This is a genomic window from Colwellia sp. 12G3 (assembly GCF_002836775.1).
Classification (GTDB): domain Bacteria; phylum Pseudomonadota; class Gammaproteobacteria; order Enterobacterales; family Alteromonadaceae; genus Colwellia.
This window is the reverse complement of record NZ_PJAQ01000043.1, coordinates 298,960-321,843: the sequence shown is the minus strand read 5'-3', so window position 1 is coordinate 321,843 and position 22,884 is coordinate 298,960. Positions and strand designations below refer to the sequence as shown.

General features: G+C 35.5%; 22 protein-coding genes and 1 tRNA gene. 21 read left to right on the top strand and 2 right to left on the bottom strand.

Annotated features, from left to right (window positions below; translation table 11 throughout):
• Nucleotides 1-121 precede the first annotated feature (121 nt).
• Entirely contained in the window at nucleotides 122-2,821 is a 2,700-nt protein-coding gene (locus CXF71_RS11475) for a CHASE domain-containing protein (protein WP_101233080.1), read from the top strand.
• Between the two features lie 147 nt (nucleotides 2,822-2,968).
• On the opposite strand, the gene CXF71_RS11470 is transcribed toward CXF71_RS11475, so the two are convergent.
• Nucleotides 2,969-3,217 carry a DUF3297 family protein gene (locus CXF71_RS11470; RefSeq protein WP_101233079.1) on the bottom strand — a complete coding sequence of 83 codons (249 nt, stop codon included), beginning with the start codon at nucleotides 3,215-3,217 and terminating at the stop codon, nucleotides 2,969-2,971.
• Between the two features lie 323 nt (nucleotides 3,218-3,540).
• Between CXF71_RS11470 and CXF71_RS11465 the strand changes: the two genes are divergently transcribed.
• The 20 genes from CXF71_RS11465 to CXF71_RS11370 all read left to right on the top strand — a co-directional run bounded on the left by CXF71_RS11465 (nucleotide 3,541) and on the right by CXF71_RS11370 (nucleotide 20,943).
• Entirely contained in the window at nucleotides 3,541-5,796 is a 2,256-nt protein-coding gene (locus CXF71_RS11465; protein ID WP_101233078.1) for a sensor domain-containing phosphodiesterase, read from the top strand.
• A 461-nt stretch (nucleotides 5,797-6,257) separates the two neighbouring features.
• Complete coding sequence (locus tag CXF71_RS11460; protein ID WP_101233077.1) at nucleotides 6,258-6,440, top strand: hypothetical protein; 183 nt, start codon at nucleotides 6,258-6,260, stop codon at nucleotides 6,438-6,440.
• 341 nt (nucleotides 6,441-6,781) lie between these two features.
• Entirely contained in the window at nucleotides 6,782-7,624 is an 843-nt protein-coding gene (locus CXF71_RS11455; protein WP_101233076.1) for an AraC family transcriptional regulator, read from the top strand.
• A 46-nt stretch (nucleotides 7,625-7,670) separates the two neighbouring features.
• Nucleotides 7,671-8,411 carry an AzlC family ABC transporter permease gene (locus tag CXF71_RS11450; RefSeq protein ID WP_101233075.1) on the top strand — a complete coding sequence of 247 codons (741 nt, stop codon included), beginning with the start codon at nucleotides 7,671-7,673 and terminating at the stop codon, nucleotides 8,409-8,411.
• The gene (locus CXF71_RS11445) at nucleotides 8,404-8,724 is read left to right on the top strand and encodes an AzlD domain-containing protein (protein ID WP_101233074.1); all 321 of its coding nucleotides are present in this window, start codon (nucleotides 8,404-8,406) and stop codon (nucleotides 8,722-8,724) included. The genes CXF71_RS11450 and CXF71_RS11445 overlap by 8 nt, the downstream gene beginning before the upstream one ends.
• Nucleotides 8,725-8,953: 229 nt before the next feature.
• Nucleotides 8,954-9,044: transfer RNA gene (locus CXF71_RS11440), tRNA-Ser, on the top strand.
• A 154-nt stretch (nucleotides 9,045-9,198) separates the two neighbouring features.
• A complete protein-coding gene (locus tag CXF71_RS11435; RefSeq protein ID WP_232771453.1) occupies nucleotides 9,199-10,605 on the top strand; it encodes an acyloxyacyl hydrolase in 1,407 nt (468 codons plus the stop codon).
• 427 nt (nucleotides 10,606-11,032) lie between these two features.
• Nucleotides 11,033-12,217 (top strand): tetratricopeptide repeat protein, encoded by a 1,185-nt coding sequence (locus CXF71_RS11430; RefSeq protein WP_101233072.1) that lies wholly within the window; start codon nucleotides 11,033-11,035, stop codon nucleotides 12,215-12,217.
• Nucleotides 12,214-13,239, top strand: coding sequence for a M28 family peptidase (locus tag CXF71_RS11425; RefSeq protein WP_232771452.1), 1,026 nt, complete (start codon nucleotides 12,214-12,216; stop codon nucleotides 13,237-13,239). Before CXF71_RS11430 ends, CXF71_RS11425 begins: the two co-directional genes overlap by 4 nt.
• A gap of 156 nt (nucleotides 13,240-13,395) precedes the next feature.
• Nucleotides 13,396-13,857, top strand: a complete 462-nt coding sequence (locus CXF71_RS11420; protein WP_101233071.1) for a disulfide bond formation protein B — start codon at nucleotides 13,396-13,398, stop codon at nucleotides 13,855-13,857.
• Nucleotides 13,858-13,883: 26 nt separating this feature from the next.
• Nucleotides 13,884-14,525, top strand: a complete 642-nt coding sequence (locus CXF71_RS11415; RefSeq protein ID WP_101233070.1) for a DsbA family protein — start codon at nucleotides 13,884-13,886, stop codon at nucleotides 14,523-14,525.
• A gap of 35 nt (nucleotides 14,526-14,560) precedes the next feature.
• Nucleotides 14,561-14,740 carry a hypothetical protein gene (locus CXF71_RS21520; protein ID WP_198559872.1) on the top strand — a complete coding sequence of 60 codons (180 nt, stop codon included), beginning with the start codon at nucleotides 14,561-14,563 and terminating at the stop codon, nucleotides 14,738-14,740.
• 382 nt (nucleotides 14,741-15,122) lie between these two features.
• Nucleotides 15,123-15,944, top strand: coding sequence for a zinc-dependent peptidase (locus CXF71_RS11405; protein WP_101233069.1), 822 nt, complete (start codon nucleotides 15,123-15,125; stop codon nucleotides 15,942-15,944).
• 169 nt (nucleotides 15,945-16,113) lie between these two features.
• Nucleotides 16,114-16,473, top strand: coding sequence for an STAS/SEC14 domain-containing protein (locus tag CXF71_RS11400; RefSeq protein ID WP_101233068.1), 360 nt, complete (start codon nucleotides 16,114-16,116; stop codon nucleotides 16,471-16,473).
• A 606-nt stretch (nucleotides 16,474-17,079) separates the two neighbouring features.
• A complete protein-coding gene (folE, locus tag CXF71_RS11395) occupies nucleotides 17,080-17,622 on the top strand; it encodes a GTP cyclohydrolase I FolE (RefSeq protein WP_101233067.1) in 543 nt (180 codons plus the stop codon).
• Complete coding sequence (locus tag CXF71_RS11390; RefSeq protein ID WP_101233066.1) at nucleotides 17,622-18,374, top strand: SDR family NAD(P)-dependent oxidoreductase; 753 nt, start codon at nucleotides 17,622-17,624, stop codon at nucleotides 18,372-18,374. The genes folE and CXF71_RS11390 overlap by 1 nt, the downstream gene beginning before the upstream one ends.
• A complete protein-coding gene (locus CXF71_RS11385) occupies nucleotides 18,347-18,697 on the top strand; it encodes a dihydroneopterin aldolase (RefSeq protein WP_101233065.1) in 351 nt (116 codons plus the stop codon). The genes CXF71_RS11390 and CXF71_RS11385 overlap by 28 nt, the downstream gene beginning before the upstream one ends.
• Nucleotides 18,697-19,086: a 2-amino-4-hydroxy-6-hydroxymethyldihydropteridine diphosphokinase gene (folK, locus tag CXF71_RS11380; RefSeq protein WP_101233064.1), complete on the top strand. Its 390-nt coding sequence runs from the start codon at nucleotides 18,697-18,699 to the stop codon at nucleotides 19,084-19,086. Before CXF71_RS11385 ends, folK begins: the two co-directional genes overlap by 1 nt.
• A gap of 84 nt (nucleotides 19,087-19,170) precedes the next feature.
• Nucleotides 19,171-20,388 (top strand): EAL and HDOD domain-containing protein, encoded by a 1,218-nt coding sequence (locus CXF71_RS11375; RefSeq protein ID WP_101233063.1) that lies wholly within the window; start codon nucleotides 19,171-19,173, stop codon nucleotides 20,386-20,388.
• A gap of 51 nt (nucleotides 20,389-20,439) precedes the next feature.
• Nucleotides 20,440-20,943, top strand: coding sequence for a regulatory protein RecX (locus tag CXF71_RS11370; protein ID WP_101233062.1), 504 nt, complete (start codon nucleotides 20,440-20,442; stop codon nucleotides 20,941-20,943).
• A 266-nt stretch (nucleotides 20,944-21,209) separates the two neighbouring features.
• Here CXF71_RS11370 and CXF71_RS11365 read toward each other — a convergent pair whose 3' ends face one another.
• Nucleotides 21,210-22,451, bottom strand: a complete 1,242-nt coding sequence (locus CXF71_RS11365) for a tyrosine-type recombinase/integrase (protein ID WP_101233061.1) — start codon at nucleotides 22,449-22,451, stop codon at nucleotides 21,210-21,212.
• Nucleotides 22,452-22,884 lie beyond the last annotated feature (433 nt).

Genomic DNA, 22,884 nt, shown 5'->3' with positions numbered 1-22,884 from the left:
TTTTTACAATATTGATTACATTTGAAGTGGATTTGACCTTGAATAGACACACTAATGAAGGATAAACAGACTTAACCTTTATTTTTACTCCAGCGATAACTTTATTTATCAGGGAAGTGGTTTGAAAAAGATTTTATTCGTAGTCATAGCCTTTTGCATACATTTCTCATTAGTGAAATTTGGCTCCCAGTTTACTATCCCATTTGGCTTTGCTAGTCTAATTTGGCCGGTATCAGGTGTAATGCTTGGCTTATACCTATTATATGGCCGGACAATATTAATAGGCTCGCTACTATCCTCTCTGTTGACCATATACCAAGAAAACTTAACATCACCTATTCCAGATTATTTAATCGCTATTTTAGCTATTGTAAGTGTTACTCAATTGGTCATTAGTAAAAAATTAATTTCACGTTTTATGACCTTTCCTCTGAAAACACATATTCCTAATGAAATTATTAAGTTTTTAATATTAACAGGTCCAGTGTCAGCCTTGATAACTAGCCTTATGGTAGTGATATCACTTTGGATATCACTTACTCTTCCTACTGAAGTACTCTATTACATATGGGCATCAAAATGGATTGGCGACTTTATAGGCATTATATTTTTAACACCGGTAATTTTATTTATTGGTAAAAATATTTATGTAAAGAAATCAAAAAATCAAACAGCAGCCATTTCAACGACCCTTTGTGTATTAGGTGTTATTAGCTTCATTTATATTTTATCAAGTCATTATAAATATATGGAAAAAGAACAGCAGTTTATTAACGCCATTGAACCATTCGTAGCAGATATGGATGTTATCCAATCTAATATAAAACATCATTTAATTGCTTTAGAGGGATTATTTCAAGCAAGCGAAAAGGTTACAAGATCAGAGTTCAAAACCTTTACTAAGACAATTAGTCAATTAAATCTTAATCTAAGGGCATTGGCTTGGAACCCAGTGATAACGGATAAAAATAGAAAAGCATTTGAACTAACACTTGCAAAAGAGAGCTTTACCCAGCCTTATATCAAAACATTAACAGACCAAGGCTTTCAACCCTCGCCAAAACAAAGCTATTACATTCCCATTGCCTTTACTGAACCCCTGGAAGCCAATAAATCCGCAGTAGGTTTAGATGTGTCCACTCACCCTGCCGTAAGGGAAAGTGTAAATAAAGCCATTAACCTTAAAACACATGTTATTACGCCTTTATTATCGTTAGTTCAGCAACAAAATAAATTTACTGGTGTTATCGTCTATTACCCTGTTTATACAAAAGACGCTGAAACTGAATCATTAAAGGGCTTAGTTGAAGCCGTTTTTGAGTTAGATCTTTTACTATCCAATGTGTATAAAAAAATTGATGCGCGTGATTTTACTTATCAATTAAGCTATGGCGAGAGTAATATTTTTACCCATTCATCCTATGATAATCAGAGATTATTTCATTATGATATAGAGGTCGATATATTCGATAAAAAGGGGAGGTTATCGTTTTCAAGTACTGAAATATTTGAGCAAGGTCTTATAGATTGGACAAGCCTTGTTATTATGCTTGTAGTTTGTATCATTGGCATTGTTTGTGTCATGTTTGTTTTTTTTATCGTCACTTTTAATTACTCTCTTAGAAAAAAAGTGAAAGTAAATACCGCAAAATTAATCAAAAAGAATGATGAACTTGTTTTAGCTAATAAAGCAAAAAATTTATTTTTAGCCAATATTAGTCATGAATATAGAACTCCCTTGAATGCAATTGTCGGTTTTACCGAAATAGCCCAACGTGAATCCAAAGACGAAGTGGCCATTGATTATTTATCTAAAATACATCATTCATCAAACATTTTACTCAATATTGTTAATGATGTTTTAGACATATCTAAAATGCAAACAGGTGAATTAAATCTTGAAAGTAGATCCTTTAGCCCTACAATAGAAACGTTATCAGTGATCGAAATGTTAAACGAAAAAGCGATTGAAAAATCAATTTCAATTAGCCACAGTTTCTCTACAAACTTTGAACAATGGGTCGCGGGAGATGACTTTAGGTTTAAACAAATACTGATCAATTTACTTAATAATGCTATTAAATTTACTCATCAGGGTGTTATTAGTATCAATGGTGATTGTCAAAACACTGAAAATGACACCAGAATATTAACGTTAGTCATGAAAGATAGTGGGATAGGAATTGATGAGGAACAACAAGGGCACATATTCAATGCTTTTTCCCAAGCAGAGATATCTACCACTAGAAAATACGGTGGCACTGGATTAGGTTTATCAATCGTCAAACAATTATGCGCGCTAATGGGAGGCGATATAAAATTAACCAGTAAGAAAGGAAAAGGTAGTACATTTACTTTAACGTTGGAGTTACCTAAATCAACAAAGCCTGCTGAAATAAAATCAGATAATGAGACTAAATTACCACAATCTAATTACGAAGGCGTAAATATTTTGGTCGTTGAAGACAACAAAATAAATCAAATTATTGCACAAAAACAATTATCATCGTTAGGTGTAACTTGCGATCTAGCCAGTGATGGGCAACAAGCACTAACCTATCTTGAACAGCATAAACCCAAGTTAATATTAATGGATTTACAAATGCCCATTATGGACGGGTTTACCGCTTCACGTTTGATTAAAGCAGATAGTAGGCTAAAAGATATTCCCATTATCATCTTAAGTGCGAGTGTTGGCAAAGAAGATAAAAAAAAGGCGGCGGATTTAGGCATTGAAGACTTCATTAACAAGCCATTTCAGCAAGCTGATTTACACTACGTACTAAATAAGTATGTGTTGAGTAGTGAAGTGCAGAGTTAGACGCTATTATTTAACCAGCAAGCAGAGCTTACGATTATATTTTGACTGTTGTAATGGAGCCAAGAACGCATTGTAATCACGTTCTTTAGACCCCACTTAACAACTTAGACAGTGTTAACCAAGTTACCAGTTTCTCATTGATACATCTTAACGATAAAACGCCTCAACAGTGCCTTTTATCTTCATCATTAATGGCTGGCCGCGACGGTCTAGCGCTTTTTTAGACGGAACTTTCACCCAACCTTCACTGATGCAATATTCCTCGACATCGAAACGCTCTTTGCTGTTAAGCAAAATACCAATTTCGTGCTCAAAAACTTCTGCCGAGTGATGTGGGCTGCGTGAATCACCCGAAAGACGATCGGGTAAAGCTGGTTGTGGTTTAGTGTCGCTCATGTTCTTGACCTGTAGTAAATAAAAAGTGCGCTATTGTAGGCAATATAGACCTAGCGCTCAAGATCTATAGTAATAAATGTTAGCCTCAGTTTCTATTTTAAGAGGTACTGCACTTTGGGTTATATGTTTATTTCGTGCTAATTAACTACGAATTTTTAAGATAAGTGCTAATTTCTGTAAATTTGTCTTAATTTATAGAAAAAATTGGCTAATGTTAGCTATGCTTATAGTGGAAGTCTAAGAATAAAAACAGCTTCAAAGTCCTTTACGTTTAAATTTATTATTAGAAACCTAAAATCGATATAATTAACTAATGGTGTGATATGGAGACAGTGAGATTAAGAAAACTACTATCTCATCAACAAGATATATTATCTAAAATTGCATTAGGCACGCCTATAAATGTAATTCTTAACGACATTTGTTTATCCATTGAAGAAATTATTGATGATGAATCAGCAAAATGCTCAATATTATCGTTAAAGGGCGATCAACTTTTTCACTGTGCTGCGCCAAATATTGATGATAAATATTGTCAGTTGATAAATGGGGTACATATAGGCCCAAGTGTAGGATCATGTGGAACTGCAGCGTATTTAAAGTCTCGTATAATAGTTGAAGACATAGACAATTCACCTTTATGGACAGATTTTAAAGAACTCGCTTTAAGCTTTGGTCTTAAATCATGTTGGTCAACACCAATTCTTTCAACACAATCCAATATTCTTGGTACATTTGCCATCTATCATACTTCACCTAAAACGCCATCTACAAAAGATTTAGAATTAATAGATTACTTCGTTCATTTTTCCAGTATAGCCTTAGAAAAAAATGTTGAATCACTTATAGTAAAACAGTTAATAATTGACTTACAGCAAAGTAATGAAAAATTTAAAGCTTTTACCAAAGTAATGCCTGATTTGACCATAATTATAAGTGAAGAGGGGGTGTATACTGATATTTATGGCTCATCCGATGAATTGTTATATAGTTCGATGTGTATGCTCATTAACAAAAATGTAAAGGACGTGTTACCTAAAAATGATGCACTGCCAATTATGTCAGTAATCAAGAAAACGTTACTGACTAATGAAGTTCAAATTTTTGAATATCAGCTTGAAGTTCAAAAAGGTAAAATTATTTTTGAAGGAAGAACTGCCCCTATTACTCACTATCTGCCAAACAACCCATCTAAAAGGCACGTAGTATGGATGGCTAGAGATATTACGCTGCGCAAGCAGGCAGAAAAAGAAGTGGAAAGATTAGCTTTTTTTGACCCATTAACCAACCTTCCCAACAGGAGAATGCTTACTGAAAGGTTAAATATGTGCGTAGAGCGAATAAAGCGTACACATAAAACAGGCGCCTTATTATTTTTAGATTTAGATAACTTTAAAAGAATTAATGATTCCTTTGGGCATAGTGCCGGTGATGAACTTTTAGTTGATGTTTCTAAAAGACTAAATGCAGTGACAAGAGCATCAGATACTTTAGCGAGGGTTGGCGGCGATGAGTTCATTCTTTTATTGGAATATGTTGGTGATGATAATGAACAAGCTATCATTGAAGCAGAAATAGTTGCTCAAAAAATACAAAAGATATTCAATGTACAATTTGAGGTAGGGCGATTAGCATTTCAAGTGAGTTGTAGTATTGGTATTTGCTTAGTCGACAATAGTAACTCAGGAACCGATAAAATATTGAAGTTTGCGGATTCTGCAATGTACCGCGCTAAAAATAATGGCGGTAATCGATATAGTTTTTATGATCCCGAATTACAAACATTGGTAGAAAAACAAACTGAACTGAAAAATGATATTGTTAGAGCGATAGCTTGTGATGAATTTTGTGCTTACTTTCAACCCCAGATAAGTACAATAGGGAAAGTTATTGGCGCGGAGGCTCTTATTCGGTGGAACCATCCAAGTAAAGGGTTAATAGCACCAAATGACTTTATCCCCATTGCCGAACAGTATGGCTTAATGAATAAATTACAGAATATAGTACTGCACGATATTTGTGTTTTAATTAATAGGCTTAGTGCCGAAAACATTATTGATGAGTCATTTAGTGTTTCAATAAACATAAGTCACTGCCAATTTTGCTCATCCAACTTAAAATCTGAGTTAATTAACACTATTAATGACTTCAATATACGACCCTCACAAATTAAGTTGGAAATTACTGAGTCAATGTTGTCAGCTAATATTGAGAGTTCAACACAACAGATGAATGAACTTAAAGAAGAGGGATTTACCTTCTCAATAGATGATTTTGGTACAGGGTATTCTTGCTTAACTCACTTAAGCGCTTTTCCAGTCAATGAATTAAAAATTGATAAAAGTTTTATTGATAACGTTTTAGATGATGGTAAAGGGTTTCGTATCGTTCAAGCCATAATTAAGTTAGCAAACAGCCTGAACATGTCAGTGGTAGCTGAAGGGGTTGAAGCGTCAGAACAATTTGAAATACTAAAAGCTATCCATATTGATTCGATTCAGGGGTATTTAATTGCAAAACCAATGATTCAAAATGATTATGTCAAATGGCACAACCATAACGTAGATTTCATAAAATAATAGATAGCATTTTGAATTAGCTATCTTCAAGTAATTAGTGAAGTGTCTCTGCTTTACAGGCGATATGATTCTAGTCGTTTTATTATCGAAATAGCCCTTTAATGAGAATAGCATGCCTTTTTAAGACCATCTACATACCACTGTGTTCCAAATGTTCCCTCTACTTTTTCTCTGCTCATACCAACTCCATTAAGTGTTTTATTTTGCTGTGTGCACGCAAAACAATTCATGCTAGGCGCTTGATTGAGCAATAGCTGGCAATTAGGGGTGAGAGCAACTCAACCGACTAAATAACCAACGGCGTTAGTGTTGCAGGTATTAAAAACGGCTAATGTTCTTGGCGCATAGCATGGGTATTCGCTAATGATTTTTATCAAAATCAGTCAATATATTGTTTGCACTCCTTTTTACCTAGAAAATGTTATAGTCTATTAAATAATTTAACTTAACGAGGAGTAATAATGCAAATCAAATTAACCCAAGACCTAGTATGTGGCCCTGACACTTGTTTAATAGGCGAGGAATACGAGGCGGTATTGATATTACCTCGATCAACAACGGTAGAATTTGTTGCCAATTCAGGTAGAAAAATCAGAGCATTTAGTTATGAATACGTGAAAGTGACTTCTGAAACTAGCTCTTAGACAAATGACGAAGAACGTTGAGTTAAGCCAAAAGCATTAACTTAGCTGGTGAGTCGATACCCATTACCATTCAAAGTGATTAAAAAACTTTATATTGATTGGTAATGGATATAAACCCGCTGATCCCAATCCTACAATTTTTTGTAGGATTGGGATAAATACAATTGACAGATCAAGGGATAACGTTAGATATGCTTTCAGTGTTGTACGTTTAGGCCTTATGTATTTCAACTAAGGTAACCCTCACGATGTTTATGGTCGTGATATTCTTGCGGAAACAATGGGTTAAAATAATAGCAATATTGCACTCTTATTTTAAGAATAAAATTTAATTGTTAGCTATGGATAATACAACACAGGAAAAAGCCAACTTTACTATCGCCAATGCCTTTGATGGTATTGAAATAGTTCACGCCGATTATAAAGGTCAAGCATTCTCTAAACATGTGCATGAAGGTTATACCATAGGTGTGATTGAAAAAGGCGCACAACGTTTTTATCGCAGTGGCGAGATCCATACGGCGGATACCAATTCGATTATCTTGGTTAATGCTGATGATGTACACACGGGAGAGACAGCTACACCTGAAGGCTGGCAGTATCGTGCTATGTATCCTCTACCTGAGCATTTTGAAAATGTTTGCCTTGATCTATATGAAGGGAAAAAATGTGCACCGTATTTCAGTTCATCTGTAATTAACGATCCTTTACTCACGGAACAATTAAGATTGTTGTTTAATCAAGTAGATAACAATGCTTCCAAGTTACTCACAGAAACAATTCTGTATAGCTTAATGCTACGGTTAACCCTACGGCATTCCTCACTTCGTCATACGCCAAAAGATATCTCAGGCAGTAAAGAAAAGCTCATTCGGGTAAAAGAATATTTAGACTGCTATCCAGCGGAAGATATATCGTTAAAACAGTTGGCGATTATCGCTGGCCTAAGTCAATATCACTTTATTCGCCAATTTAAAAAAATGTTCGATCTTGCTCCTCATGGTTACCAGATACAGGCGAGATTAAAAAAAGCCAAAACCTTACTTAAAGCTGGTGTCAGGCCAGCTATGGTTGCAACCGATTGTGGTTTTCATGATCAAAGTCATTTCAATAGACATTTCAAAAAAGCACTAGGCACCACGCCAAGCAAGTTTCAAAAACAAGCAATTTTGTACAAGAACTGATAAAGATTACCCTTTACACTCGTTAAATAAATTGAAGGAGTGTTATATGCCAAGTAAAAGTGTTGTCGCGACAGAACCCATCTCAAGCGATTTTAAAATAATGAATCAAGCCATCGTAGATATTTCTCCTCTTGCACTCGCTACCGTGCCTTGGGGAGTGCTTTGTGGTTCATTAGCAATCACTGTAGGTCTTACGCCTTTACAAGCTCAGTTAATGTCTTTGTTAATTTTTGCTGGCGCGGCGCAATTAGCTGCACTGACTATTATGGGCTCTGTCGGTTCTATATCTTCAATGTTTTCTTCAACATTTGTCATCAGTTCGCGACATTTACTTTATTCAGCCGTATTTAGAGAACACGTTAGAAAAAGTTCTTTAGGGCTGCGTTGCAGTATTGCCTTTTTTCTAACAGATGAAATGTTTGCAGTTACTTGTGCTTATATGGAAAAACATAAAAACTTTAGTGCTGTATATGCGCTCAGTTCAGGCATTACCTTTTACGTTATTTGGAATATTTCAACCTTTGCAGGCATCATTGCGGGTCAGCATATTCCCAATTTAGAGCATTTAGGGCTTGAATTCGCTATTGCGGCGACATTCATAGCTATAGTCATCCCGAACATTAAAAATAGATCTACTTTGGTATCTGTTGTTAGTAGTGGTTTAAGCGCAATTATACTTTCAATATTTATGGAAGAATATGCGCTGATCATAGCAACTTTTATCGGTATGTTTTGTGGATACTTAACTAAAGATAACGATAAAAATAAGGACATAATTAATGAATAACTTCTGGTTAGCTTTACTAGGCATGACATGTATCACATTTTTCTGTCGATTCTGCTTTTTTTCTAAAACCGTACCTTTTGAACTTGGCCCAAAAGTAAAAAGAGTACTCAGCTATACAGCACCTTCTGTTATGACCGCTATGTGGGTACCGATTGTTTTTCTTGGACATCAAGGGAGTAGTGGCGATTTTATCACTAGCCCCTTTTTAATCGCAGGTATCGCGACGGTAGCATTTAGTCTTTTAATGAAAAACACCTTAGCTGTTGTTGTGTTTGGTATGAGTATTTTTGGGTTGTTGACGTTTTTTTTCTAATTCAATGCAGTAAGTTACTAGTATTGGCAATAATGTAGATGCTTTAGTTTTAACTGCAACAAGCTGAAAGTGATGTTTTTAAGAACAACTTGCTTTTAAAATGCTCTTTTTGCATACGAGCATAAATTTATTTAACAAATAATGCATTTAACGCTTTACAAATAGGCCTCCACTATTTAGAATTCGCCCACTTTTGAGGAATAGCAAAATATTTCTCTAAAAGTAACTTGGTGAGATGGCTGAGTGGTCGAAAGCACCGGTCTTGAAAACCGGCAAGGGTTTGTAGCCCTTCTAGAGTTCAAATCTCTATCTCACCGCCACATTTAAAGAATCCGCTAATCGAAAGGTTAGCGGATTTTTGCTTTTATAGCATTTAAAATTAAAGAAAACTATTGAACTTTGTTAATACTTAAGGACTTGAGCGCGATTATTATGGAGATTAATATAAATTTAAATAAGGTAAAGACCAATCCGATGAAATGTATTGCTTTAGTCATATCACTCGTAACATCTTGTTTATTACCTGTTCAATCTTTCGCTCAAGAGACAAATCCCCAAGAGTCAAATACATCACAACAAACAGAAAGTGAAGTTAAACTTAGTCCTGTGATTACCATTGAAAATATTGATGAAATCTATCGAGAAATGGCGACTAATACCCGTTTTGAAAACTTAACGCCAACCGCTAATTTTTTTGAATCGCCCTATCAAATATCAATATTTTCGCCGCAAAATGGTGAAGACGGCGCAAGACTTTGGTCACAAACCAGCTCCATTTTTGCTTACGGTTTTGGTGTTATCGGTTTAATTGCTTTATTACCTGAAGACATCTCGAACTGGGACAAAGAGCAGGGCGTTTTTAATAAATGGACTGAAAACGTGAAAGCTGGGCCAGTTTGGGATAGAGACACAGGCATGTTAAACCTAGTCGGTCATCCTTATTTCGGTGGTGTTTATTATCAAGTAGCCCGTAAGTCAGGCTATCGCCAGTGGGACTCCTTTATATACGCAACCATTATGTCAACTTTCTACTGGGAATACGGCATTGAAGCCTTTGCTGAAGTACCCTCCATTCAAGATTTAGTTATTACTCCTGTTCTCGGTTGGGCATATGGTGAATGGGCCTTCAATACCGAGATGGATATTAGAGAAGATGGTGGTGATGTTTGGGGTTCAAGTATTCTTGGTAGCACCGCATTATTTTTTCTCGATCCCGTTGATAGTATGAGTGTTGGTATTAACAATTTGTTTAGTAAAGAAATCATAAGAGCGGGCACTGGCTTTGTTAGTTTTAACGAAATTCCTTATGGTGATACCGGTCAAACTGACAGTCAGGTAAACTTTAATATTTCATTACAGCTTGGTGATGGTGGTCATTACTCGCCAAGTAAAGCTAAAAGATCTTCAAGAGTCGATGATCCTATTGATACCGGCATCATTGGTGTCAGTTATGGTGTTGGCCATACGCAACTTGATGATTTATGGGAAGTTGAAGGTGATAGTACCTCAGAATACAGTTTAGGTTTATATTTTACTCGTCAATTTTCAAGTAGGGTAACTTACTCTAAAGGTAAGTTTACCGATGCTTTAAACCCTGAAGAAATTAACTATGAAAACTATAGCTTAGACAGTCAATTCTATTTCAATAGCACAAAGGACATTAGACCTTACCTCACGGCAGGTTTTGGTGAAACCTTATGGAAAAGAGACATAGAGACTAAAAAATTCCAAGTAAATGCCGGTTTAGGTGCACATTATAAAATCAATAGCAATTTTGCCTTACAATTAGACTGGCGCTTTTATCATAGCACTAACGCTAATACTTCAGATCATAATACCAGCTTACGCTTAGTCTATTTATTAGGTAATGGTGAAAGATAATAGCTTATGTTTCGTTACACGTTGACATATACCCGCTCTACTTCAAGATGCTGATTTCATCAAGTCGAGAAAGGGTTAGCTACCAGGAATTGATTGAAGAGAATAGTTGTTCTATTGTCGAAATCAATAACGCAGGAGATGGCCCTTTATCGGCTTGCCCGTAGGAGCTAAGCTATAAAACCAGTCCTGCGTTGTACTACTCGATAAGGGAATAACCATTATCAGCGTATCGCGCCTTGATCTTATTTCCTAGCTTCGCTCTGAAACTGCATCTTCAAGTGGAACGGGTATATAGGCTCTGTGATAAGTTAATAGAGATTTTACTGCATAAATTGTAATCAAATATGAATAGTTAGTTACCTTAGTAGCAAATTATTTATATTTGTCATAGGCTGAGATCAATCCTGTTTGTTTTGTTGGAGTGATCATGAATAGCAAAATTTATAGCCTTTTAGTCTATTTCCCGCTTTTAATTGCCTGTCAAAGTGGTCAAAACCTCCATGTTAGCCAAATTACCCCTCAAACAAATTTATACTTAGATAGTCAATTTATCTCATTAAATCTCGTTCCCATCGAAACTGAAGAAGAAATCTTTCAACTTAATGATGCTATGCGCGCTATGGTTCAGGATAAGTTAATTAATAACTTAACCGATCACCAAAAATCCTATATTTTACTTAAACATTTATTTAACAAAGAAAATATAGCGCTCAGCTATGATGGTAATGCCAATGTTACTGCAAGTCAGGCTTATCAAAGTAAAGTCGCTAATTGCATGTCACTAACCATTCTTGCGTATGCTTTAGCGGATGAAGCTGGTATGAATATCAGTTTCCAAGAAGTTGAAGTGCCAGAGTACTGGGTACGTAATGGTCAATATAATCTATTAACAGGTCATGTAAACTTATTAGTGAGAGAGAGTGATGATATTAATCTGCGTGTTGTGTGGGGAGAAAAAACAACAAAAATAGACTTTGACCCGTTTGTTGCTAAAAAACGATTTCCATCGCATATCATTACCAAGAAAACCTTATTAGCAATGTTTTATAACAATAAAGGTGCTGAGGCATTAGTAAATAATAATTTCCCGCTCGCCTACCAATATCTTAAAAAAGCAACACTAACGGATAACCAATTTGATTCCGCGTGGGGAAACTTGGGGATATTATATAAATTTTCAGGACAATTAGACATGGCCGAAAAAGCGTATAATCATGCTATTGGCTTAAACCGAGACAACTTGACTTCATTAGGAAATTTAGCCTTATTACTTAATAAACAAGGACGTACTAGTGAAGCTCTACCAATTGAAGAATACATTCACAACCTTCGTGTCAAAAACCCCTATTACCACGCTTTATTGGGTAATGAAGCATTTTTTAATAAGTTTTATCAACAAGCTTTACAGCATTATAAAAAAGCCATTTACCTTAATGATGAACAACATGAGTTTTACTTGGGCTTAGCAAAAGTTTATTACGAGCAGGGCAAGTTGCTCTCCTCTAAAAATGCAATGAAAAAAGCGCTAGCGCTCACCAAAACAAAAGACACTAAAAAACTGTATATTGCTAAGTTAAACTTTCTTCAAGATCAAGAGACAGCACACAATTGACAATAACTCCCTTTAAAATTTTACTTATATTGATCACTATTCTGCAGCTACCTTTGGTGTCGAGTGCTTCTGCACTGTTGTCATCCTCTATAGTAAATGAGGATGATTTATCCGTACTTGAACACTTAAAAATATTGTCTTCCAATGAATTTTTGGGTCGAAAATTTGCTAGCCAAGGTAGTATTAAAAGCCAGACCTATTTAGTTTCTACGCTTTGTGCTCTTAAAGTCCAAGCATTTAAAAATAAATATCGCCACACATTTACACAGCCTGGGTTTTTTCAAACAAAGCAGGGCACTAATATCATTGCCTATATACCAGGTACTCAACATGTTAATAAATATATAGTACTCAGTGCTCATTACGACCACTTAGGTACTAAACGTAATACAGTCTATAACGGGGCTGATGATAATGCCTCTGGTACGTCGGCTTTATTACACTACGCAAAATTGTTAGCGAAGAAACCATTAAAACACAGTGTTATTTTATTATTTACTGATGGGGAAGAAGTTAACTTATTAGGTGCTAAAGCTTTTATTACTCAACAGAAAAATATACTGAGTAATATTAAACTAAACATAAACCTCGATATGATTGCTGGTAGTAAACGCATCAAAAAACTGCATTTTATTTCAAGAGGTCTTCCGCAAATACTTTCAACTCAAAGCCTGGGTGAATTGATAAAACTTCAAGCACACTTTAAAACAAATTCAAGCGCTCATCTCAAGGCTGGTTTTAGCAATAGGGGAGGTGCTGGCACAAGTCTCAAAAGAACCAATTGGCTTATGGCCAGCGATCACGGCGTGTTCAATAAAGCGGCTGTTCCCTTCATATATTTTGGTGTGGGCACTCATAAAAACTACCACAGCGAGTTTGACGACTTCGTTAATATAAATCAGAATTTCTATTTAGCCGCTATTGATATTATTTTCAAACAACTCATCTACATAGATACTGCAATGAATAAGGAATCAATAGTTGAAAGTGTGATACCAAGCCTAAAAAAAACTCAGCGGTAAATTATTACCCGCGTCTATAAAGACTTCTAAAAAAGTCATCAAAATATTTATTATCCCATGGTGAAAATATTCATCGATATAACAATTAGCTACTGTATTTAGTGCACAAAAATCAGGTACAATTAGCATTCAAATCTATTGAACAGATAAGGGTAAATGAAGAATATTAAAACAGCAGACACTGAGAACAATCCAGCGTGGAATTTACTTTTTTTCGCATGGATATTAGCGACAAGTGGCACCTTAATTAGCCTGTTTTTCAGTGAAATAGTGCAGTTACCCGTTTGTGTATTGTGTTGGTATCAACGAATTTCGCTCTACCCCCTAGTGATTATGCTGCCTTTGGCACTTTTTCCTTTTGACGTTAGCATTATCCGCTACGCCATGCCCTTGGTTGTACTTGGCTGGATTGTCGCGTTATTTCATGTGTTAGTGATTGCTGAGATTATCCCTGAAGCGGCACAACCTTGCACGCTTGGTATTCCGTGTTCTGAAACCCACTTCACGTTATTCGGCTTTTTAAATATTCCGGTGATGTCGTTAATCGCCTTTTCTCTTTTAGGGTTGTTACTGGTATTTGCTAAAAAATCATTCATCAAAAAAACTAAACTAAACTAAACAATTAACATTTACTCGGAAAAATTATGAATAATAAAAACCTTTTTATCGGCGTTACGGCCTTTATAGCTATTATCTTTATTGCTGCGGTTGGGGTGTATAAAAGTAAATTACCCTCCACAATAGCGAACGAGCAGTTACCCGCATTAGAACGTATCAATGCGCCAACTAAAGGTGGTAAAAAAGCGAAAGTGACTATTGTCGAGTTCTTCGACCCAGCGTGTGGTACTTGTAGTCAGTTCTATCCATTACTTAACAACTTAGTTAAGAAGTATCAGGGTAAAGTGAATGTTGTTATGCGCTATGCACCATTGCATCAAGGCTCTGAGGATGTGGTTAAAATGCTAGAAGCTGCACACCTGCAAGGTAAGTTTTGGCCAGCACTTGAATTATTATTTGCTAACCAAGAGCGTTGGGTTGAGCATCATGTATCAAATCCTACTCGTGCCTTAGCGGGGATAAAAACGTTAGAACTAGATCATGAGCAACTTGATATAGATTGGAACAGCAGCAAAGTCGCTAAAGTTATCGCCCAAGATATTCAAGACGGTAAAACGTTACAAGTACGCGCCACTCCCCAGTTTTTTGTTAATGGAAAACCATTGGTTGTCTTCGGTTATCAAGAGCTTGTGAACTTAGTTGAAGAGGCGGTTGCAGAGGCTTATTAAACTGAATTATTTATAATTAAGCAGTGGGGTAGGTCATGTTGGCAAGTAAAGCTGATGCCGAAGATTGCTTACAAGATACAGTAAAAATTAATCAGACAATGGAAAGTATTATCAACAATGTTAATCAGGTGAGTGATATGACGGCTCAAATAGCGACAGCAGCTGAAGAACAAAGTGTTGTGCTAATCAAAAGAATCATGGTATTACCACAATAGATGGCATCTCGAAAAATAATGCTGATTTAGCTGAACAAGTAAATAATTGTGGTATTGAAGTCAATAAAAGCGCCGAGTTAATCGATGGTTTAAGTACTACATTAAATTAATCAATATTACTGACGTTAAAAAATATAACATTGTACGTACAATGAACTTATCCCTTGTTAATTTTGCGATAGTTGTAAATTAACAAGGATATTTTACCTATTCCCGCAACGCTCTTAGCAAATTAATTAAGAACGGTGGCTGCCATTAGCGTCCTTTTTTATCAGCTAATAAATCATTATGGCTTGAAATTTCGATCCCCCGTACCAAGATATCAGTAAAGATCATTATTTTAATACATTGGTATCATTTTGGTTCTTGAATTCGGGGCGTTATTTTGATTATTCTTCTGCCGCTCTTTATTGGCATCGCAATTATTGGCTATATGGTGGCTAAACCCTATGTGCGTGAATATAAACGTGATAAGGTTAGAAGCTTACCGTTCAAAAAAGAATGGCGAAAAATCATTCAGCAACGTATGCCTTATTTCAGGCAGATGCCTACTGATTTGCAGCTTCAGCTAAAACAACATATTCAAGTCTTTATCACAGAAAAAGAATTTGTCGGTTGCAATGGCGTTAAAATAACCGATGAAATAAAAATTACTATTGCTGCTCAAGCATGTTTACTGCTACTCAATCGGAAAACAGATTATTACCCTAAATTAAAAACGATTTTAGTTTACCCAAGCGCGTTCATTAAAGAGCAAAACCAACGTAGTGCTGATGGTGTTCAATCCATCAAAAAAGTTGCCTTAGCTGGAGAGTCTTGGGACTTTGGTAAAATTGTGTTGTCTTGGGAAGATAGTTTACACGGTGCGGAGCTGCCTAATGATGGTCATAATGTAGTAATTCACGAATTCGCTCATCAACTTGATCAAGAAAATGGTCGTGCCAACGGATCGCCTATTTTGGGTAAAGGGCAAAGTTATCAATGTTGGTCTGAAATTTTTTCACAGCAGTTCGATATATTAAGAAAACAAGCAACGGCAGGCATTCCCTCAATATTTGATTATTATGGCGCAACTGAGCCCGCTGAGTTCTTTGCTGTAGTGAGCGAAGTGTTTTTTGAAAAATCGAAACAATTTAACCATGAACACCCCGCACTTTATAAACAACTGACAAGTTATTACAAGGTGGATCCAATACATTGGTAAGGTGATTCTTTCAGGAGAAGTAATTGATTTTATGGAATGTTAAATGAATGGAACCTAATAAACATTAAGTAACTGCCATACATTTATTTCAACAATAGTTGTAATTGATTATACTAAGCTTGTTGAAATTTAAGAATAAACTTAAAGGATTAAGGATTAAGTATTAAATATGGAAGTTCATCAAATATCTTTTGCAAAAGTTTGTGTGTTGGGGCATGGTCTTGCTGAGATCACCGTTAATAGTGGCGTAGACATTAATCTTGAAATGGTTGATGAAATTCATCATTTTTTACTCTCACTTTTTAGTCACTCATTTTCATTACTTATTAATAAAAGTAATTCTTACTCCACACAACTTGATGCACTTATTCAATTCGGCACTTTAGCTGCAATAGATAAAATAGCCATTTTTACTCCCAATAAATTGGCTAAAATGAGTGCTGAATTTTCAGCAACTATTCCCAGCTCCACAGCATTAAATATTGAAATATTCACAGAGCGTGATGACGCACTTGATTGGTTAACATAGGTATAAGAACCTTATATGACACTTAAAGCAGCTATCTTTTTTGTATGAACAGTAAATTACGGGTTAGTTCGATTATATATCAACAGTTCGTAAATCATTAACGATCAAAGTTTTAGTGCATTAAGCAAATTAAGAAAGAAAAAGTTATGTTTTCCCAATCAGTAGTAGGAAAAGGTTAGTGCAGTAGAGCTAAACAGTAAAGCGTTTATACAAGCTGACTTATTTATACCCGATCACACTAATGGTAACTTACTGGAATCCTTATATAATTCAACCACGATTACGCAGGTAACACATTAAAATGGACTGTTGAAGGACATCATCAAAGGTGACAAATGCGACGATAATTTTTAAGGCCCTAATACACAAGCCAATGGCGAGACATTCCCAAAATACAACGCTGGTGTATTGTGTTCGGAATATAAGTGATAATTTTTTGTAATATTCAAACCTCAGGCTAATTATATTGATATATATAAAATAAGAACTTGAAATTTAAGGTCTTTAGGGTAAATTATTTAGTATTAAAGATCTTGATAGCTATTTAATGCTAATAGATCCACATGCGTAAAGCATAACAAGTTAATAATAAACAGGTAACCAAAAGTGGAACAAGATTTTAAATCGATTATTGAACAAATAGGTGAAGACTCAAACCGTGAAGGGTTAGTCGATACGCCCAAACGTGCTGCAAAAGCATTGAAGTTTCTGACTCAAGGCTACCAGCAAGATTTAGATACGGTTATTAACGGCGCCTTATTCACCTCAGATTGTGATTCTATGGTCGTCGTTAACAACATTGAATTATATTCGTTGTGCGAACATCACATGTTACCATTTACTGGCTTATGCCACATTGGCTATATCCCAAACGGCAAAGTATTAGGATTATCTAAACTAGCCCGTATTGTTGATATGTTCGCACGACGTTTGCAAATTCAAGAAAACCTAACGCAAGAAATTGCCAATGCCATTATGGATGTTACGGGTGCGAAGGGGGTTGGTGTCGTTATGTCTGCATCGCATTTATGTATGCGTATGCGTGGTGTTGAAAAACAAAACTCCGAAATGAAAACGTCATGTATGCTCGGTTCCTTCTTGAAATGCAAAGACACCCGTGCTGAGTTTTTACAGTTGATTAGAAATTGATGAATAGTACCGCTTGGGTATTAGTGACAGGGGGAGCAAAGCGCATCGGCGCGTTTCTCAATAAAGAATTTGCCAAAAATGGTAAGAATATTGTCCTGCATTACAATCAATCTGAAACTGCCGCAGTTGCATTAAAAGGTCAATTAGAAACGCTCAATGTCAAGGTTGTTTTATGGCAAGCGAATTTAGATGATCCTGCGACCATTGAGCAACGCTTTGAAGCACTGCTAACAAAAATACCTCATATTGAATTGTTGATAAATAATGCCTCAGTGTTTGAACCAGCATCATTACTTGAAACAACGTTAGCACAAATTCAAAGTAACCTTAATATCCACCTTACCAGCCCTTGGTTATTAATTCAGTCATTGGTAAAGCAAAACAAACCGTGTCAAATTATTAATATTTCAGATGCCAACTTGACACATAGGTACACCAGTAAATCGGCTTATTTTATCTCAAAGAAAGCCCAAGAAACGTTAACTGAATTGGCCGCTATAGAATGTGCACCCAATGTACGAGTTAATGCGATAGCACCTGGCTTTGTATTAGATGCGACAGATACGATTAATACTACGGTCGCGACTCAAATAGACAGTAAAGACATCAATATTTTACAGCGTAAAGTACCGTTAGCTGACTTATATTCAGCCATTGAATTTTTATCAAAAAACAATTCTATTACGGGACAAACATTACAAATAGACGGAGGGAGTCACTTAAAATGTCCACCATATATGTTGAAAAATTAGAGATTTATACCATTCTTGGCATCACAGCAGAAGAGCGCAAGAACAAACAAAAACTCATTATCGATTATTGGATAGATGCAGATATATCTAAAGCTATGTTGTCTGATGAAATAGAAGATTGCGTTAATTATCGCACCATCAATAAAGAAATTTTAGCGATAGTGCTGGACTCCAGTTATAACACCATTGAGCGATTACTGGGTGTACTATTAGACTTGATTCTCTCGTTTGATGGCGTATTACACGCCAAGTTGAAAGTCGCTAAACCTGGAGCATTACGCTACGCAAAAAGTGTCTCTATCACAGCAGAACGGACTGCTTAATGCCGTTTTACATTGTCGCTGCTGGCTCAAATATTGATGCGGAAAAGCACATATATCAAGCACTAGAACAGCTTAAAAAACTTGATGAACAAGTAAATATAGCCACATTGCTGCGTACAAAACCGGTCGGTTTTACTGAGCAGGCCGACTTTATTAATACCGCCTTTTCATTTACTTGTTCACTCAATGCAACAGACTTAGAAGTCCAGTTAAAAAACATAGAATCTCAATTGGGGCGAGTTCGGACCAATAACAAAAATGGCCCTCGCACCATTGACTTAGACATTGTAAAAATTGACCAGGATATTGTTGATGATGATTATCATCTATACGATTTTGTTAAAAATTCAGTGGACGAGCTTGTTGCTAAACACAATAAAAGTAAATAACCGATGTAAAATAGGAGATTTTTATATCAACAAATACGACACGAGACTATATAATTAAAGTGACTAAGATAACTAGGCTTAGAAATGAAGAAAACATACATTGCTCGACAAGCCATTCTTGACAGGCATTTAAAGACCATTGGCTATGAACTGTTTTTTAGAGATAGCTCAGATAACAATTTCCCCGAAGTTGACCAAGATATTGCCAGCTCTAAACTTATCATTCAAAACCATATTCAAGGTGACATTCAAACCTTGTGTATGGGAAAATTGGCCTTTATCAATTTTACCGAAAGTAATTTAATCCATAAATTCCCCTTAATGTTTGATAAAGAATTAATCGTTATTGAACTGGTAGGTAATATAAAACCATCAAAAAATTTAGTTAAAATTGTTAAATATTATCATGAACAGGGTTATAAAATAGCACTAACTGAGTATGATTTAGCCATTCATTGGGATGTACTCTTTCCATATATCAATATAGTTAAAGTAAATATAGAAGAAATCAATACTAAACGCTTAAAACCAGCGGTCACCCGAATGAAAGCTTTCAACATCAGCATTATTGCTGAGCACGTGGAAACAAAAAATCAACAGCAAACACTTGCCGAAGTAGGTTTTAATTATTTTCAGGGATATTTTTATCACCAAACTGAAATGATTGAAGGACAAACCTTAACAACAGTAAAAACAATGATGATACAGTTGCTTGCTGAAACGTCGAATAGCACACTCGACTTTGAAAAAATATCACATATTATTAGCCAAGACGTTAACTTAACCATAGGTTTATTAAAAATGGTTAATAATGTTTCAACGGGCACGAATATTGAAGTAGTGTGCTTAAAACAAGCCGCAACATATTTAGGTGAAGAAAAGTTAAGACAGTTAATCGCTATTTTAGCCTTATCAAATCTAACGTCAGATAAAGCTGATGAAGTATGTAAACAGTCATTAATTACTGCCAAGATGATGCAATCGCTTAGTACTCAACATGATTTTTCTTCCGTACACGAATTTTCATTCATTACAGGTTTACTCAGTTCTATCGACGTTATCCTATCTATGCCCGTTGTTGAAATTATTAAAACGATGCCATTGGCTAAGCCAATTGAAAAAGCATTAATGTCACATGAAGGTGTATTAGGTGACTTGTTAAAGTTAACCACTGCATTTATTTCAGACAAAAATGAGAATTCTCATCAACTTATTAATACTTCTGGTCTTAGTAAAGAGATACTCCAACAAGAATTTCTTAATGCATGTGAATGGTGCCAAGCATTAGAATTAAGCAGCTAAGCAGGATTACATAACGAGTAACTGCTACTGAGCTATAGGATTTAAATTACCATGTACAAAAAAAAACAAGATGCCAAGCCACAAGTCATTACTTATGATCGTGTCAAATCATATATGCAATGGATGATTGAACGATATGGGGATTACTCAGCTAAAGCATTGATGCAAAAGGCTAATGTATTATTTAAAGACGATACACAATACAATGAACAAGCATTAGATTATCTCATTGAACGTGATATTGTGAATGATCTTCGTTATGCGCAACGCTTAACAACAGGCCTGACAGAGAAAAATATTGGCGCTAATAAAATAAAAGAGAAGTTGTATGCGAAAGGTTTCTCATCCCAAACAATCAATGAATGTGTTAGCACAATAGCAACAACTGACGAAGACTATTTTGATAAAGCGCTAACACTAAAAATAAGAAAGTTTGGTGAAGAGCCCATAGAAGAGTTGAAGCTAAAGCAAAAGGCGTTACGACATTTAATATCAAAAGGCTTTTCCTATTCAATCGCCAATCAAGCAGTTAGCCATGCAAGTGATGAAGACTAAGAGTATTTTAAAAATAAGAAGAATAGGGCGTGGAAAAAACCATCATTAATACAGTGTATTTATTAGCACTTACGGTCTTTTCAAGTTTGTTTAAATGACATTTTTATTAGCTACAAGTCTTTATTATAAAGGCTTGCAGGCTACTTTGATTAAATAACAAGCTGATGCTACGTAAATTCTAATAAACTTTGGTGGTTATTCACCAAAGTTTATTAACGTAGCACACTGTTTTAGCTCGTATTTTGTTCAAATAAGTAACCGAAGTCTTAATCTACTTTTCTTCGTTTACCACTTTCAGCACGTTTCTTATTCTCACTTTGAACATAAACAGTGTCAGTCGTTGCCATACTTGCATGACCAAGATCTTCTGAAATATCTTTAAGAGGGCGCCCACGTTCAATTTCCATACTTGCACCAGTATGTCTCAACCAATGGGCAGAAGCTTCTTTCAATTTGAGCGCCTTATTTTCACCTTCCGATCTGCGCATATTGTCATGTGCTTGGTCGAAAACACTTTGAACTAAACGTCGTAAATGTCGAGATGTCATACCGCCTTGACCACGTACTTTTTCAACCAGAATCGAATTTTCATTGCTTGATGGCAAACCTAATAAACCTCGGGAAGCACGATAACGCTCTAAAAAAGGTAAAAAATCAATGGGCACAGTAATATCACGTATTTTACGGCTTTTACCAAAGACTTTAAGCCACCAATTTTCATCATCATCTTGCCAAAAATGTCCCATAGCAGGTGACCAATTAGGTCGTTCAGATAACTCAGAAATTCTTAAAAACAGCGTTTTTAAGGCAGCAATAACAAATAAATTACGTTCACACATGGGATCTTCATCAGCCATTTCAACCGCTGTATCTAAAACATATTGCCATTGACTAGCCGTTAAACGTTTAACTTCTTTAACTTGTGAGTCGATGATGAAATGTCGGCAATCTTTTTTAGCGATTTGTGCAGGGTTACCAATACAAAAATCCTCAGCCATTAAGTAGTTATAGAAAACGATGATTGCGGTAAACATCGATGAAAGTGTTTGTTGCGATGGACGATATTTTTTCTTATCAATAACGTATTCAGATTTTAAACTTTTAGGCGATTGAATTTTATATGGAAACCAAAGTTCATTTGCAGAAGAATAACCATTGGTAATTTTAAAACGTTCTTGATTAGATGTGCCAATCCAAGTCACTGGTGGTTGCCAACAAAAGTCAGCATACTCAAGCAAGTCTGATTTACGTAATTGGTCTATTGGTTTTTTCTTTTCAATGAATGACCATAATAAAAAACGTTCAACGTCATTTCTAAATCGCTCATAAGTATGAGCAGATTTGTTTCTACCTATATAGGTAAGGAAAATTTTTCCCCAGTTAAATTGTTCGAGCCACCAAGGTTCATTTGATGAGAATATTTTATCTAACTCAGGATAGTCATCAAAATCGAAATCACATAAATCGACATATGGTGGGTATAAAGGGACAGGTTTATTTAATAACATTATTTGTAAAACCAAGCAGATAGGACATATGAAGCTAGTTTAATTCATTATACCCACTATGTCCAATACTGAAGAGTATCGGACATAGTGAGCTTGTAACTCTATAGGGTGGTTATCCCTGTCGTTAATCTGATTAAGAAAATTTTAATAATGGCATCCGATCACCATTTCATTGTATCAATCTATTCGTATCAAAAAACAAATTAACTTTCTCCAGGTAAAAACAAATAAGTACCAAAAATAAGTTACCGGTTCAATGCCAGGATAAAACTTTGCTACTCTGTCAATACCATAAAGGCATAGCCCACTAGACAATTTAACGTCATAATTATCTTTAATAATTTTAATACCAATAATATTATAGCCACCAAAAAAAACACCTCCGTGTGGAAGTGTTTTTATAATTCTTTATTAAATCACGCTTACTTAGTTT

Coding starts and splice junctions, on each gene's coding strand:
- CXF71_RS21520 (WP_198559872.1), top strand. CDS start 14,561: ATGTTGGCAAGTAAAGCTGATGCCGAAGATTGCTTACAAGATACAGTA.
- CXF71_RS11365 (WP_101233061.1), bottom strand. CDS start 22,451: ATGTTATTAAATAAACCTGTCCCTTTATACCCACCATATGTCGATTTA.
- CXF71_RS11400 (WP_101233068.1), top strand. CDS start 16,114: ATGGAAGTTCATCAAATATCTTTTGCAAAAGTTTGTGTGTTGGGGCAT.
- CXF71_RS11460 (WP_101233077.1), top strand. CDS start 6,258: ATGCAAATCAAATTAACCCAAGACCTAGTATGTGGCCCTGACACTTGT.
- CXF71_RS11375 (WP_101233063.1), top strand. CDS start 19,171: ATGAAGAAAACATACATTGCTCGACAAGCCATTCTTGACAGGCATTTA.
- CXF71_RS11420 (WP_101233071.1), top strand. CDS start 13,396: ATGAAGAATATTAAAACAGCAGACACTGAGAACAATCCAGCGTGGAAT.
- CXF71_RS11445 (WP_101233074.1), top strand. CDS start 8,404: ATGAATAACTTCTGGTTAGCTTTACTAGGCATGACATGTATCACATTT.
- folK (WP_101233064.1), top strand. CDS start 18,697: ATGCCGTTTTACATTGTCGCTGCTGGCTCAAATATTGATGCGGAAAAG.
- CXF71_RS11465 (WP_101233078.1), top strand. CDS start 3,541: ATGGAGACAGTGAGATTAAGAAAACTACTATCTCATCAACAAGATATA.
- CXF71_RS11470 (WP_101233079.1), bottom strand. CDS start 3,217: ATGAGCGACACTAAACCACAACCAGCTTTACCCGATCGTCTTTCGGGT.
- CXF71_RS11415 (WP_101233070.1), top strand. CDS start 13,884: ATGAATAATAAAAACCTTTTTATCGGCGTTACGGCCTTTATAGCTATT.
- CXF71_RS11390 (WP_101233066.1), top strand. CDS start 17,622: ATGAATAGTACCGCTTGGGTATTAGTGACAGGGGGAGCAAAGCGCATC.
- CXF71_RS11430 (WP_101233072.1), top strand. CDS start 11,033: ATGAATAGCAAAATTTATAGCCTTTTAGTCTATTTCCCGCTTTTAATT.
- CXF71_RS11455 (WP_101233076.1), top strand. CDS start 6,782: ATGGATAATACAACACAGGAAAAAGCCAACTTTACTATCGCCAATGCC.
- CXF71_RS11435 (WP_232771453.1), top strand. CDS start 9,199: ATGAAATGTATTGCTTTAGTCATATCACTCGTAACATCTTGTTTATTA.
- CXF71_RS11370 (WP_101233062.1), top strand. CDS start 20,440: ATGTACAAAAAAAAACAAGATGCCAAGCCACAAGTCATTACTTATGAT.
- CXF71_RS11450 (WP_101233075.1), top strand. CDS start 7,671: ATGCCAAGTAAAAGTGTTGTCGCGACAGAACCCATCTCAAGCGATTTT.
- CXF71_RS11385 (WP_101233065.1), top strand. CDS start 18,347: ATGTCCACCATATATGTTGAAAAATTAGAGATTTATACCATTCTTGGC.